Genomic DNA, 13,123 nt, shown 5'->3' with positions numbered 1-13,123 from the left:
CGTTGACCCACGGGCGCACCCTCCTACACTTATCGGCCACGATGCCAAAAGGAATAGTCCGATGAAAGCTGTGCTGTGCAAAGCCTTCGGCCCCGCCGAAACCCTGGTGCTGGAAGAGATCGCCAGCCCTGCGATCAAGAAGAACGAAATCCTGCTGGACGTGCACGCGGCCGGGGTGAACTTCCCGGATACCCTGATCATCGAGGGCAAGTACCAGTTCAAGCCGCCCTTTCCATTCTCACCCGGTGGCGAAGCGGCGGGCGTGGTCAGCGAGGTGGGTGAGAAAGTCAGCCACTTGAAGGTCGGTGACCGCGTAATGGCGTTGACCGGTTGGGGCAGCTTTGCCGAGCAGGTCGCGGTGCCTGGCTATAACGTGCTGCCGATTCCGCCGAGCATGGACTTCAACATCGCCGCCGCCTTCAGCATGACCTACGGCACCTCGATGCACGCGCTTAAACAGCGCGCCAACCTGCAACCCGGTGAGACCCTGCTGGTGCTAGGCGCCTCCGGCGGTGTGGGCCTGGCCGCGGTGGAAATCGGCAAGGCCATGGGCGCACGCGTGATCGCCGCCGCCAGCAGCGCCGACAAACTCGCGGTGGCCAAGGCGGCCGGGGCTGATGAGTTGATCAACTACAGCGAAACCAGCCTCAAGGACGAGATCAAACGCCTCACCGACGGCAATGGCGCGGATGTGATCTACGACCCGGTGGGCGGCGACCTGTTTGACCAGGCCGTCCGCGCCATCGCCTGGAACGGCCGCCTGCTGGTAGTGGGGTTTGCCAGCGGGCGCATTCCCGAATTGCCGGTGAACCTGGCATTGCTCAAGGGCGCGGCGGTAGTTGGGGTGTTCTGGGGCTCGTTTGCCCAGCGCCAGCCGCAGGATAACGCGGCGAATTTTCAGCAGTTGTTCACGTGGTATGCCGAGGGCAAGTTGAAGCCGTTGGTGTCGCAGGTGTATCCGCTGGAGCAGGCTGCCCAGGCGATTAATGACCTGGGGCAGCGCAAGGCAGTGGGTAAGGTCGTCGTCCAGACACGCTGATTGATCTGAAATGCGGTCCTTGTGGGAGGGGGCTTGCCCCCGATAGGAGTCGGTCAGTGAGTACATGAGTGACTGAACCACCGCTATCGGGAGCAAGCCCCCTCCCACATTTTGATCCTCGGTGTTCAAGAGAACGGATTACGACCACAACTTATCTATTTACGACATGTTCGTAAAAGAACATGCAATTGCTCTCGTTTCCTGTGTTTGCAGATAAGAGGCGATGCTATTTTCGGTAACGAAACTGTAACATTCGCATCCGCAGTCAAAACAAGAAATTTGGAGCTCTTGAATGTTTGCTTTCTTTCGACCTGCCGCACACCAGGCGCCTCTGCCTGAAGAAAAAATAGACAGTACCTACCGACGGCTGCGCTGGCAGATCTTCGCTGGTATTTTCTTCGGTTACGCCGGCTACTACCTGCTGCGCAAAAACTTCTCCCTGGCCATGCCCTACTTGATCGACGAGGGTTACACCCGTGGTGAACTGGGCCTGGCGATGTCGGCGATTGCGATTGCCTACGGTTTATCCAAGTTCCTCATGGGGCTGGTGTCCGACCGCTCCAACCCACGTTACTTCCTGCCGTTCGGCCTGCTGGTTTCAGCGGGGGTGATGTTCATTTTCGGTTTCGCACCTTGGGCAACGTCCAGCGTGACCATGATGTTCATTTTGCTGTTCATCAACGGCTGGGCCCAGGGCATGGGGTGGCCGCCGAGTGGGCGGACAATGGTGCACTGGTGGTCGCAGAAAGAACGCGGCGGCGTGGTGTCCGTGTGGAACGTGGCGCATAACGTCGGCGGTGGCTTGATCGGCCCGCTGTTCCTGCTGGGCATGGCGTGGTTCAACGACTGGCATGCTGCCTTCTACGTGCCGGCCACCGTGGCCCTGGCGGTCGCGGCGTTTGCCTTCATCACCATGCGCGACACCCCGCAATCGGTGGGCTTGCCGCCTATCGAGAAGTACAAGAACGATTACCCGGAAGGCTACGACGCCAGCCACGAAGACGAATTCAGCGCCAAGGAAATCTTCGTCAAGTACGTGCTGCGCAACAAAATGCTGTGGTACATCGCCTTCGCCAACGTGTTCGTCTACCTGTTGCGCTACGGCGTACTGGACTGGGCGCCGACCTACTTGAAAGAAGCCAAGCACTTCACGGTCGATAAGTCGTCCTGGGCGTATTTCTTCTATGAGTGGGCCGGTATCCCAGGCACGTTGTTGTGCGGCTGGATGTCGGACAAAATCTTCCGTGGCAATCGCGGCCTGACCGGTATCGTGTTCATGGCGCTGGTCACCGTGGCGACCCTGGTTTACTGGCTCAACCCGCCGGGCAACCCGATGATCGACATGATTGCGCTGTTCTCAATCGGCTTCCTGATCTACGGCCCGGTCATGCTGATCGGCCTGCAGGCGCTGGAGCTGGCACCGAAAAAAGCCGCCGGCACTGCCGCGGGTTTCACCGGCTTGTTCGGTTACCTGGGCGGTTCGGTAGCAGCCAGTGCGGCCATGGGCTACACGGTTGACCATTTCGGCTGGGACGGTGGTTTCGTGCTGCTGATTGGTGCCTGTGTACTGGCGATCGCGTTCCTGATCCCCACGCTGTGGCACACCAACAGCGTCAGCTCGGCGCGTTAATCGGCAGAGCAATCTTTGGCACAACGCTTGAGCCGCGCCTCCAGGTTTTTATCTGGCATGGCGTGGCTACGCAGGGCGTTCACGGTCTGCTCGACATAATCGCGAGTCGTGCCGTAACGCCCGCAAGCGCTTTGCAGCACATGATTAAGCACAATATCGGGCAAGTTGCCGGCATAGCTGGGCAAGTGCCGCTCCAGAACAAACCCCAACGCCTGCACGGTGCTGCCATCTTCCAATCGGCAACTGAGCCAGTGCGGCCGGTACGAGGGGTAAGGCATCTCACGCTGCCATAGGGCGTAAAGCGAGGCCTCCAACTGGTCCTCCGGCAAGCGGTAGGCAAACCCGCTGCAGGAACCACCGCGATCCAGCCCAAACACCAACCCCGGCAGCTCCGGCGTACCGCGATGCTCGTGTGACCACAAATACAGGCCACGGTGATAACCGTGAACCCGAGCCCGCACCCGCTCGGTCGACGAGCACTCAGGGCGCCAGATCAGCGAACCATACGCAAACAGCCACACCGGCCCACCCTTGTGCCGAGCCATGGTGGCTTGCATCGAGCTCATCAATTGTTCGTGAGTGAGTTGCGGCCCCAGATCGAGCCGCGGAGGGTAAGCCAATTGCAGAAGATCGGTTTCAATGGCGGTCATGGCGAAAAGCGGTGCGCCTCCTGTGTGTTACCAGTTGTAAGCGACTTTACCGTAATAGAACGCGCCGCTGTAACCGTACGGCGAAAAAGTGCTGTAGGCGAGATTGCCGCCGCTGCTGGCGTAAGCATTAACCTTCTCTGGGTATTTGTCGGTAACGTTGTCGCCACCCAGGGTGAAGGTCCAGTTCTTGAGCTTGTAGTCGGCTGACAGGTCCAGCACCCAGGCGGCCTTGAAAGTCTGGTCGTTGATCTTGTCCGCCTGATAGCTGGTGAACTCGCCATAGCGCACCAGGTTGCTGTGCAGCGCCCACTGGCCGAAGGTGAAGTCGTTGCCCAGGCTCAGTTTGTGCTGGGGTGTGGTGTCGCCCAGCAAGCCGATACGTTCGCGACGGTCCACTCGCACCAGGTTGGCCCCCAGGCTATCGAGTACCGCAGGGTTGGCTTTCACATCGGTGACCTTGGTGTGGTTGTAGTTATAGCCCAGGGTGCTGTTCCAACGGATGCCGTTATCGAACTGGTAGCGATAATTGGCCACGAGGTCGACGCCATCGGTGCTGGTGTCCGTGGCGTTGGTGAAGTACCGGGCGGTGGTGTAGTTGATATTGCCGACACCGTTGGCTTGCAGGTAGGCAACCGTGGCCGGGTTGAGATTGAGGTTGGAGGACAGGCTGATGCGGTCGCGGATGTCGATGCGGTACACATCGAGCGTGACGGTCAGGTCATCGGCCGGCTCCAGCACCAGGCCGAGGCTGTAGTTGCGCGACTTCTCGGCCTTGAGGTCCTCGGCACCGAGCAGGCGTGCCACCTGGCTGTTGGCCGGGAAGGTGCCGGCTTCCTGGATGGTGCTGCCGATCAACTGCGATGAGGTGTAGGCAAAATTCTGCTGGGCCAGGGACGGCGCACGGAAACCGTTGGAGATGCTGCCGCGCAAGGCCACCTGGGGGGTGAAGTCGTAGCGGGCCGACAGCGAGCCGCTGACGTTGGAGCCAAAGTCACTGTAATCCTCATGGCGCACGGCGGCCGAGGCGCTGAGTTTTTCGGTGAAGTTGGTTTCCAGGTCCAGGTACTGTGCCCAGTTATGCCGCGTGCTGGTGCCGGCATCGGCATCGCGGAAACCGCCCAGGCCGGAGCTGCCGGTCTGGTAATAGGACGCTGGCTCGCCCGCCTCGATTTCATAGCCCTGATGCAGGTATTCACCGCCGAACGCCACAGAGACCGGATACGGCAGAAAGCCCACATCGAACTCACGGGACAGGTCCAGGCTGACTTGCTTTTGATCGTTGCTCAGGGTGCCGTTGTTGAACTTGCGCGGCGTTGCCAGGCCCAGGGAGGTGTTGATGGTTTCGGTGCCCAGTTCGTACTGATTCTTGCCGTAGTTGGCCGACAAGTCGTAATGCCAGTCGTAGGCCAGCAGGCCGCGCAGGCCCACCACCAGCGAGGTGTCTTCCAGGTTGCCTTTGATCAGTGGCAGGTAGCCGTTGGGGTTTAGCGCCTTGATGTTGTTGGATGCGTTGCTCGCACGGTAGAAGGCCGCCGTCTCACCGCGGCGCTTGCTGTAGCCACCGAAGGTGTAGAACTCGGCTGCATCGCTGAAGGAATATTCCGAGTTGAACTGGAATTTGCCTTCATTGGTGGCCGGCTCACCTTGGCGGAACACACGCTGGCCGTAGGTGGTGGAGCCAATACTGCCTGGGCGGTAATCGTCGCCGGCGCGGTTGGTGTAGTCGTTGTCGGCGCCTTCGGCAGACAGGTTGATAAAGCCATTGTCGCCCAATGCCAGGCCCGTATTACCACTGACATTACGCTGGATGCCATCACCCTTTTTGTACTCGCCAAACTTGCTGGACACCGAGCCGCCATGGTCGGCGTTTTTGAGGATCACGTTGATCACCCCGGCGATCGCGTCGGAGCCGTAACGGGCAGAAGCGCCGTCGCGCAGCACCTCGATATGGTCCACCGCCGACAGCGGGATAGCATTCAAGTCTGCCGGGGCCGAACCGCGCCCAACCGCACCGCCCAGGTTGACGAAGGCACTGGTATGTCGACGCTTGCCGTTGACCAGTACCAACACCTGGTCCGGCGACAAACCGCGCAACTGCGCCGGACGCACCAGTTCGGCCCCGTCCACCAGGCTTGGCCGGGGGAAGTTGATCGACGGTATCAGCCGCGCCAATACGGCACCCAGCTCATCGGAGCCGGTACTGCGCAGGTTTTCACCGGAGATTACGTCGATTGGCGACAGCGATGCACTGGCGGTGCGCTCTTGGGCGCGGGTGCCGGTGACGATCACAGTGTCGAGTTTAGGTGCATCAACCGCAGAAGTTTCGTCTGCCAGAACTGGATTGAATCCCACAACGGTCAGCAAATTGGCCGACAAAATCGCCGTGTATAGCGCGTGTTTCCTGTAGCTCCCCATACCGCTCCCCTTTGAATCAAAAATAGAACTGCAATGCGCGAAGTTCGTACGATCGATCCGGCTGGCGGGCGGTGGCGGTCAGTATCTGGTTATGGTCGGTGAAGTCGGTAGTCCGTTGCGATATAGCTTAAAGATATTCATCATCCAGAATAAATACCTTAAAAGAATAAGCAAAAGCATAAGCACGCTCACCCATTCGTCAGGATCCACGCGGCTAATCCCGGTACTTTCAGCCCCGGTTCAGCCTGGGCGCGTGCCAAGCCGTCAAACTGGCGCGCCTGTAACGACCCACTTAGCCGTTCATCAAATCGACTACCGAGGTCGCCATGAAAAAATTCCGATTGCCTGGCCTGTTACTGCTTGCCCAGGCCACCACTGCACTGGCTAGCGAAACGCCAACGGCGACTGACGACAAAGGCTTCTGGTACGCCCAGACAAGCGTCTACACCCGGCACTTTGCACCCGACCCGCAACACAACAACAAACAGGACCTGATCGGCCTGGAGCGCAATGAGGCGTCGGGCCTGGTGTATGGCGGGGTGACCTTTCGCAACTCGTTCCGCCAACGCTCGTACTATGCCTATGCGGGCAAGCGCTACGACATGGCCGACTACCCGGTGTATGCGAAGTTGACCGGTGGGTTGATCCAGGGCTATCGCGGCGAGTATCGCGACAAGATCCCCTTGAATCGTTTTGGCGTAGCGCCAGTGATCATTCCGTCCGTGGGTACCCATTACGGGCCGGTCGCGGCGGAGCTGGTGTTGCTGGGGTTCAATGCAGCGATGGTGACGACTGGCTTACGCTTCTGACACGACACTGACCGCTGTGGGAGCTGGCTTGCCTGCGATAGCGGTGCGCCAGTCGGCAAATGAGATACTGACCCACCGCTATCGCAGGCAAGCCAGCTCCCACATTATTCAGCGCAACACTTCAGGGCCGTGGGGCATAGGCGAAGACATCGGCGCGCATACGGTGCGCATCCATACCGGCATCGACCAATGCATCCAGGGTGCCGTAGATCATTGCTGGCGAACCACTGGCGTAGACATGCACGCTATTGAGATCGGCAATGTCCTCGCACACCACCTCGTGCAGCAAACCGCAGCGCCCTTCCCAGCCACAGAGGTCGCTGACCACTTTGTGCAGGAACAGATTGGGCAGTTGCAGCCACTGATCCCAGTGCTCGATCTGGTAGAAATCTTCCGGGCGCCTTACGCCCCAGTACAGGTGCACCGGGTGCTTGAAGCCCGAAGCGCGACAGTGCTCGATCAGACTGTGCATCTGCGCCATACCGGTACCGGCGGCCATCAGCACCAGTGGTCCGTCCGGCAACTCGGCCAGGTGGGTGTCACCGAACGGCAGTTCCACACGGGCCATCTGGTTGCGCTGCAATTGTTCGATAAGGTTGCGCGCACTGTCCTCGCGCACCAGCACATGCAGCTCCAACTCACGCCCGGCATGGGGTGCAGAAGCCAGGGAGAACGCCGATTTCTCGCCGTTCTCCCGTTCGAGCATCAAGTATTGCCCGGCGTGGTAACGCACCGCCTTACCGGCCGGGGCGCGCAGGCGCACACGCCAGACATCGCCGCCGACTTCCACGCACTCGATCAATTGGCATGACAATTTGCGCAACGGCAACTCTCCTGGCGCGAGTACGCCATCCCACAACACAATGCAGTCTTCCAGCGGCTCGGCGATGCAGGTATAGAACTCGCCATGGTCGCGCACTTCACCAGCTTGGCTTACCCGGCCCTCCACCAGCAACGCCGCACACACATGGCACACGCCATTGCGGCAGGCCTGGGGGCATTCGTACCCCAGGCGGCGTGCACCTTCGAGGATTCGTTCGCCAGGGACCAGCTCCAGTACAGCGCCGGAAGGTTGCAGGGTTACACGCATCAATCTATTCCCAATTCTTTCCAGATCGCATCGACACGCGCGGTGACGGCTTCATCCTTGACGATCACCCGGCCCCACTCGCGAGTGGTTTCACCCGGCCATTTGTGGGTGGCATCCAGGCCCATTTTCGAACCCAAGCCCGATACCGGCGAGGCAAAGTCGAGGTAGTCGATCGGCGTGTTATCGATCATCACCGTATCGCGCTTGGGGTCCATGCGCGTGGTGATGGCCCAGATCACGTCGTTCCAGTCCCGCGCATTGATGTCGTCGTCGGTCACGATAACGAACTTGGTGTACATGAACTGTCGCAAAAACGACCACACACCCAACATGACGCGCTTGGCATGGCCCGGATACGACTTCTTCATGGTCACGATGGCCATGCGGTACGAACAGCCCTCGGGCGGCAGGTAGAAGTCGGTGATTTCCGGAAATTGCTTCTGCAGGATCGGTACGAACACTTCGTTGAGCGCCACTCCGAGAATCGCCGGCTCATCGGGTGGACGCCCCGTGTAGGTACTGTGGTAGATCGGTTTGACCCGATGGGTGATGCGCTCGACGGTGAACACCGGGAAGCTGTCGACTTCGTTGTAATAGCCGGTGTGGTCGCCGTAAGGGCCTTCATCGGCCATCTCACCCGGGTGAATCACGCCCTCGAGGATAATTTCGGCGGTAGCCGGCACCTGCAAGTCGTTACCGCGGCACTTGACCAATTCGGTGCGATTACCGCGCAACAGGCCGGCGAAGGCGTATTCGGACAAGCTATCGGGCACAGGTGTCACGGCGCCGAGAATGGTCGCCGGGTCGGCCCCCAGGGCCACGGACACCGGGAACGGCTTGCCCGGGTGTTTTTCACACCACTCTCTGAAGTCGAGTGCGCCGCCACGGTGGCTCAGCCAACGCATGATCACCTTGTTGCGGCCAATGACTTGCTGACGGTAGATGCCGAGGTTCTGGCGATCCTTGTTCGGGCCTTTGGTGACAGTCAGGCCCCACGTGATCAGCGGGCCGACATCGCCCGGCCAGCACGTCTGGACCGGGAGCATGGCCAAATCGACATCATCGCCTTCGATGACCACTTCCTGGCACACCGCATCCTTGACCACCTTGGGCGCCATGGCGATGATCTTGCGGAAGATCGGCAACTTCGACCAGGCGTCCTTCAAGCCCTTGGGCGGCTCGGGCTCCTTGAGAAACGCCAGCAACTTGCCGATCTCGCGCAGCTCGCTGACCGACTCGGCACCCATGCCGAAGGCTACGCGCTCGGGCGTACCGAACAGGTTGCCCAGCACCGGGATATCAAAGCCGGTCGGGTTTTCGAACAGCAGCGCCGGGCCCTTGTTGCGCAAGGTGCGGTCGCAAATCTCAGTCATTTCCAGTACCGGAGAAATCGGCATCTGGATACGTTTCAACTCTCCGCGCTGCTCAAGTTGCTGCACGAAATCCCGAAGATCCTTGAATTTCATTAACCATGCCACCCGTAAAATAGGCGTACATCCTACCTGCTCTGAGGGCGGCTGGCAGCTTAATTGGCCGTCAAGCTGCGTGATTGCAACGAACTGAACAATGGCTCAAGGAAGGCTTCAATGTGTCGCGCCCCCACGTCTGACAGATGGTTATCGTCGGTATACAGCGCGCGACCATTGAGTTCGACCCGGCACAAACCATCGGCGCCGCACAGCAGGGGCGCAGGGTCCAGCACCGCGACACCACTGTCGGCAGCCGCCAGTTCGTCAAACAATTGCGTGATGAACGCCTGGCGCTTCACATGCTCGGCCACGGCCAGCCCTTCACCACTCACGGGCCGGTTCATCATCGCCAACCGGCTGAGACGGTAAGGCACGATGATTTCCTGCAGCGGCACTTCCTTGACCAGCCAGACCTTATGGCCGGCAGCACGCAAACCCTGGATGCGTTCACGCAAGCCTTGGGCGAAGCGTTGCTCGGCGACGGCACGCACATACTGGCCAGTGCCGGGGTCTTTGAGCGCATGCTCCTTGTCACCCGACATTTGCCCATACACATACAGGCTCCAGCGGGCGGCCAACACCACATCGCTGAATGTCTGCTCAGCCATGGCCTTCTCGACGCGACGGTTGAAATGCGCGCAGCGGGCAATATTCTCCAGGCCATCGAGGGGAATACAGCCGGCAAAACTGGCTTCGACCAGGCTGATATCGTGACGATCAGCGCCCTCTTTGAGTGCCGGTATCAGCGCGGTAGCGTGACTGTCACCCCATACCAACGCTGAAACCGATTGGTCTTTGGGGCCGAAATGGCAGAACAAGCGTTCATCGGGCGTATCTTTGTCGGCCATGCACGCCAGCAGGTCCGGGCTCCACTTCTTGGCTTGGGCAAAGCGCAACGCCTGCTCGGACAAGCGCGAAGGCACGCCGTCAGCTTCGCGTATCGCAAGGCCAGTGAAGCCCAGCCCCAGAATGCCGACCATGGCTGACGCCAGAATCGCCTTACGCGAAGCCAGCAAACGTTTTTCCCGGAACGGCGTTTCCACGAAGCGCCAGGACAGATAGCCCAGCACCAGCGAAAGCAGCATCAGCCCCGCCAGTTCCAGCGCGCTCAAGCCATCCACCGCGGCGTAGTTGGCGTACACGAATACCGGCCAGTGCCAGAGGTACCAGGAATAAGAGATCAGCCCGATACCCACCATGATCCGCGTGCCCAACAGGCGAGCGACCCAAGTCTGTTGCTGGCCGTTGGCCCAGATCAACCCGACCACACCCAGCACAGGCAACAACGCAGTCGCGCCTGGGAACGGCGTTTTCGCGTCGTAACCCAATACAGCGATGAGGATCAATGCCAGGGAAGCCAGGCTGATTCCTTGCGCCAAGGCCGGCGAGGCGCGCCATTCACGCTTGGGCTGCACCGCCAGCATCGCACCGGCCAGTAGCTCCCAGGCCCGCAGATGCAACAGGAAGAAAGCTTTCTGTGGCTCATGCTGAACCGCCCAGACGCTCATGCCAAACGACGCCAGCAGCACCGCGAACAATGCCAGGCGCCAGTGCTTCAAACGGCTGGAAAGCAAGGTCAGCAGCAATGGGAAGAAAATATAGAACTGCTCTTCTACCGCCAATGACCAGGTATGCAGCAAGGGCTTGATGTCCGATGAGGCATCGAAATAGCCGTGCTGGCGCGAGAACAACAGGTTCGAGGTAAAGGTCACCTGATAATGCGCAGACCGCCCCAACTCTTCATAGTCCTTGGGCGCCAACAGAAACCAACCCACTGCCAGTGTCGCGGCGATCATCACAAACAGCGCGGGCAAGATACGTCGGGCACGGCGAGCCCAGAAGTCGATGAAACTGAAGCGTCCAGCTTGACGCTCTCGCCAGATAATTGACGTGATTAGAAAGCCCGAGATGACGAAGAAGACGTCAACGCCAACAAAACCGCCAGTAATGCCAGGGACACCAAAGTGGAACAACACGACTGCAAGGACAGCGATGGCACGCAGGCCATCGATGTCTCTGCGGTAAGCAAGGGTGGTCATAAGAATGTGGTCAGTCTGCGACGAAAGGGATGAGCGAAGTCACGCGTCAATTTTTGTTACTTAACGGATACTTATGCCACAAAAATCGCAGAATCTCGACGCAAAAAAAATGGCGCCCCATTAAGGGCGCCATTTTTTTGGACCTGAAACGCTGTATTACTTGCGTTTCATCGACAGGAAGAACTCGTCGTTGGTCTTGGTGGTTTTCAGCTTGTCGATCAGAAACTCGATGGCAGCCACTTCGTCCATCGGATGCAGCAGCTTGCGCAGGATCCACATACGCTGCAGCTCGTCGTCAGCGGTCAGCAACTCTTCGCGGCGAGTGCCGGAGCGGTTGATGTTGATCGCCGGGAACACACGCTTTTCAGCAATGCGACGGTCCAGGGGCAGCTCCATGTTGCCGGTACCCTTGAACTCTTCGTAGATCACCTCGTCCATCTTCGAGCCGGTTTCAACCAGCGCGGTGGCGATAATGGTCAGCGAGCCGCCTTCTTCGATGTTGCGCGCGGCGCCGAAGAAACGTTTCGGTTTCTCCAGGGCGTGGGCATCGACACCACCGGTCAATACCTTGCCGGAGCTCGGGATCACAGTGTTGTAGGCACGGGCCAGACGGGTGATGGAGTCGAGCAGGATCACCACGTCCTTCTTGTGTTCGACCAGGCGCTTGGCCTTTTCGATCACCATTTCGGCTACCTGCACGTGGCGGGTTGGCGGCTCATCGAACGTCGAGGCAACCACTTCGCCGCGCACGGTGCGCTGCATCTCGGTCACTTCTTCCGGACGCTCATCGATCAACAGTACGATCAGGTGAACTTCAGGATTGTTACGGGCGATGTTCGCTGCAATGTTCTGCAGCATGATCGTTTTACCGGCTTTCGGCGGTGCGACGATCAGGCCACGCTGGCCTTTGCCGATCGGGGCGCACAGGTCGATCACACGACCGGTCAAGTCTTCGGTGGAACCGTTACCGGCTTCCATCTTCATGCGCACGGTCGGGAACAACGGGGTCAGGTTCTCGAAGAGAATCTTGTTTTTCGCGTTCTCGGGGCGATCGAAGTTGATCGTGTCGACCTTGAGCAGGGCGAAATACCGCTCGCCCTCCTTCGGAGGACGGATCTTGCCAACGATGGTGTCACCGGTGCGCAAGTTGAAGCGACGGATCTGGCTCGGCGAGACATAGATATCGTCTGGGCCGGCGAGATAGGAAGCGTCTGCGGAGCGGAGGAAGCCGAAGCCGTCCTGGAGAATCTCCAGCACGCCATCACCGGAGATTTCCTCGCCGCTTTTCGCGTGCTTCTTGAGCAGGGAGAAAATCACGTCCTGCTTGCGCGAACGGGCCATATTTTCTATGCCCATTTCTTCGGCCAGTTGGAGCAGGTCGGTAATCGGCTTTTGCTTGAGTTCAGTCAGATTCATATAGGAATGACGTAATCATTTATGGAGGGGGGAAATTAAGCTTTTGGCTTAATGAGGCCGCGCCGCAGAGAAGGCGACAGGATCGCGTACTAATCGAAAAGGAATGCGTCGGCGACGGCTTGCAGGGGGCAGTGGAGAAACCAGTGCGGGGCCGAATGTACCACCTGAGTTTCGGAGCGTCTAGCCCTGCTTTACGAAAAAGCCCCGAGATTTTCGGGGCTTTTTTGACGACGCTTAGATGTTCGCGTCGAGGAATGCAGCCAGTTGCGACTTGGACAGCGCGCCAACCTTGGTGGCCTCGACGTTGCCGTTCTTGAACAGCATCAGGGTCGGAATACCACGCACGCCGTGCTTGGCCGGGGTTTCCTGGTTTTCGTCGATGTTCAGTTTGGCAATGGTCAGTTTGCCTTCGTAGGTGGTTGCAATGTCGTCCAGAACCGGAGCGATCATTTTGCAAGGGCCGCACCATTCAGCCCAGTAGTCAACCAGCACCGGGCCAGCAGCCTTGAGTACTTCGGCCTCAAAGGTCGCGTCGGTGACGTGCTTGATAAGATCGTTGCTCATGG

The 13,123-nt window shown here is 59.3% G+C and carries 10 protein-coding genes; 3 read left to right on the top strand and 7 right to left on the bottom strand.

What is annotated here, in order from left to right; translation table 11 throughout:
* Positions 1-61: 61 nt before the first annotated feature.
* Both JH25_RS11725 and glpT read left to right on the top strand, forming a co-directional pair.
* Complete coding sequence (locus JH25_RS11725; protein ID WP_032878818.1) at positions 62-1,039, top strand: NADPH:quinone oxidoreductase family protein; 978 nt, start codon at positions 62-64, stop codon at positions 1,037-1,039.
* 292 nt (positions 1,040-1,331) lie between these two features.
* Positions 1,332-2,669 carry a glycerol-3-phosphate transporter gene (glpT, locus tag JH25_RS11730; protein WP_032878817.1) on the top strand — a complete coding sequence of 446 codons (1,338 nt, stop codon included), beginning with the start codon at positions 1,332-1,334 and terminating at the stop codon, positions 2,667-2,669.
* On the opposite strand, the gene JH25_RS11735 is transcribed toward glpT, so the two are convergent.
* Positions 2,666-3,319: a gamma-glutamylcyclotransferase gene (locus JH25_RS11735; protein ID WP_032878816.1), complete on the bottom strand. Its 654-nt coding sequence runs from the start codon at positions 3,317-3,319 to the stop codon at positions 2,666-2,668. The genes glpT and JH25_RS11735 overlap by 4 nt on opposite strands.
* A gap of 27 nt (positions 3,320-3,346) precedes the next feature.
* Positions 3,347-5,734 (bottom strand): TonB-dependent receptor plug domain-containing protein, encoded by a 2,388-nt coding sequence (locus JH25_RS11740; protein WP_032878814.1) that lies wholly within the window; start codon positions 5,732-5,734, stop codon positions 3,347-3,349.
* A gap of 326 nt (positions 5,735-6,060) precedes the next feature.
* Between JH25_RS11740 and JH25_RS11745 the strand changes: the two genes are divergently transcribed.
* On the top strand, positions 6,061-6,543 hold the full coding sequence (locus JH25_RS11745; RefSeq protein WP_005792403.1) for a hypothetical protein: 483 nt from the start codon (positions 6,061-6,063) through the stop codon (positions 6,541-6,543).
* A 121-nt stretch (positions 6,544-6,664) separates the two neighbouring features.
* Here JH25_RS11745 and JH25_RS11750 read toward each other — a convergent pair whose 3' ends face one another.
* The 5 genes from JH25_RS11750 to trxA all read right to left on the bottom strand — a co-directional run bounded on the left by JH25_RS11750 (position 6,665) and on the right by trxA (position 13,121).
* Positions 6,665-7,633, bottom strand: coding sequence for a CDP-6-deoxy-delta-3,4-glucoseen reductase (locus JH25_RS11750; protein ID WP_032878813.1), 969 nt, complete (start codon positions 7,631-7,633; stop codon positions 6,665-6,667).
* Positions 7,633-9,099: a 4-hydroxy-3-polyprenylbenzoate decarboxylase gene (ubiD, locus tag JH25_RS11755; RefSeq protein WP_003195329.1), complete on the bottom strand. Its 1,467-nt coding sequence runs from the start codon at positions 9,097-9,099 to the stop codon at positions 7,633-7,635. Before ubiD ends, JH25_RS11750 begins: the two co-directional genes overlap by 1 nt.
* A 59-nt stretch (positions 9,100-9,158) precedes the next feature.
* Complete coding sequence (locus JH25_RS11760) at positions 9,159-11,141, bottom strand: acyltransferase family protein (RefSeq protein WP_032878812.1); 1,983 nt, start codon at positions 11,139-11,141, stop codon at positions 9,159-9,161.
* Between the two features lie 156 nt (positions 11,142-11,297).
* Positions 11,298-12,557 carry a transcription termination factor Rho gene (gene rho, locus JH25_RS11765; protein ID WP_003176825.1) on the bottom strand — a complete coding sequence of 420 codons (1,260 nt, stop codon included), beginning with the start codon at positions 12,555-12,557 and terminating at the stop codon, positions 11,298-11,300.
* A 234-nt stretch (positions 12,558-12,791) separates the two neighbouring features.
* Complete coding sequence (trxA, locus tag JH25_RS11770; RefSeq protein WP_032881181.1) at positions 12,792-13,121, bottom strand: thioredoxin TrxA; 330 nt, start codon at positions 13,119-13,121, stop codon at positions 12,792-12,794.
* Positions 13,122-13,123: the final 2 nt, after the last annotated feature.

Origin of the sequence: Pseudomonas sp. BRG-100, assembly GCF_000737955.1 — a bacterium.
GTDB classification, from domain to species: Bacteria; Pseudomonadota; Gammaproteobacteria; order Pseudomonadales; family Pseudomonadaceae; genus Aquipseudomonas; species Aquipseudomonas synxantha_A.
Note: the sequence above shows the minus strand (reverse complement) of the source record. Positions and strands in the feature narration are given on the sequence as shown.

Coding starts and splice junctions, on each gene's coding strand:
- JH25_RS11725 (WP_032878818.1), top strand. CDS start 62: ATGAAAGCTGTGCTGTGCAAAGCCTTCGGCCCCGCCGAAACCCTGGTG.
- glpT (WP_032878817.1), top strand. CDS start 1,332: ATGTTTGCTTTCTTTCGACCTGCCGCACACCAGGCGCCTCTGCCTGAA.
- JH25_RS11735 (WP_032878816.1), bottom strand. CDS start 3,319: ATGACCGCCATTGAAACCGATCTTCTGCAATTGGCTTACCCTCCGCGG.
- JH25_RS11740 (WP_032878814.1), bottom strand. CDS start 5,734: ATGGGGAGCTACAGGAAACACGCGCTATACACGGCGATTTTGTCGGCC.
- JH25_RS11745 (WP_005792403.1), top strand. CDS start 6,061: ATGAAAAAATTCCGATTGCCTGGCCTGTTACTGCTTGCCCAGGCCACC.
- JH25_RS11750 (WP_032878813.1), bottom strand. CDS start 7,633: ATGCGTGTAACCCTGCAACCTTCCGGCGCTGTACTGGAGCTGGTCCCT.
- ubiD (WP_003195329.1), bottom strand. CDS start 9,099: ATGAAATTCAAGGATCTTCGGGATTTCGTGCAGCAACTTGAGCAGCGC.
- JH25_RS11760 (WP_032878812.1), bottom strand. CDS start 11,141: ATGACCACCCTTGCTTACCGCAGAGACATCGATGGCCTGCGTGCCATC.
- rho (WP_003176825.1), bottom strand. CDS start 12,557: ATGAATCTGACTGAACTCAAGCAAAAGCCGATTACCGACCTGCTCCAA.
- trxA (WP_032881181.1), bottom strand. CDS start 13,121: ATGAGCAACGATCTTATCAAGCACGTCACCGACGCGACCTTTGAGGCC.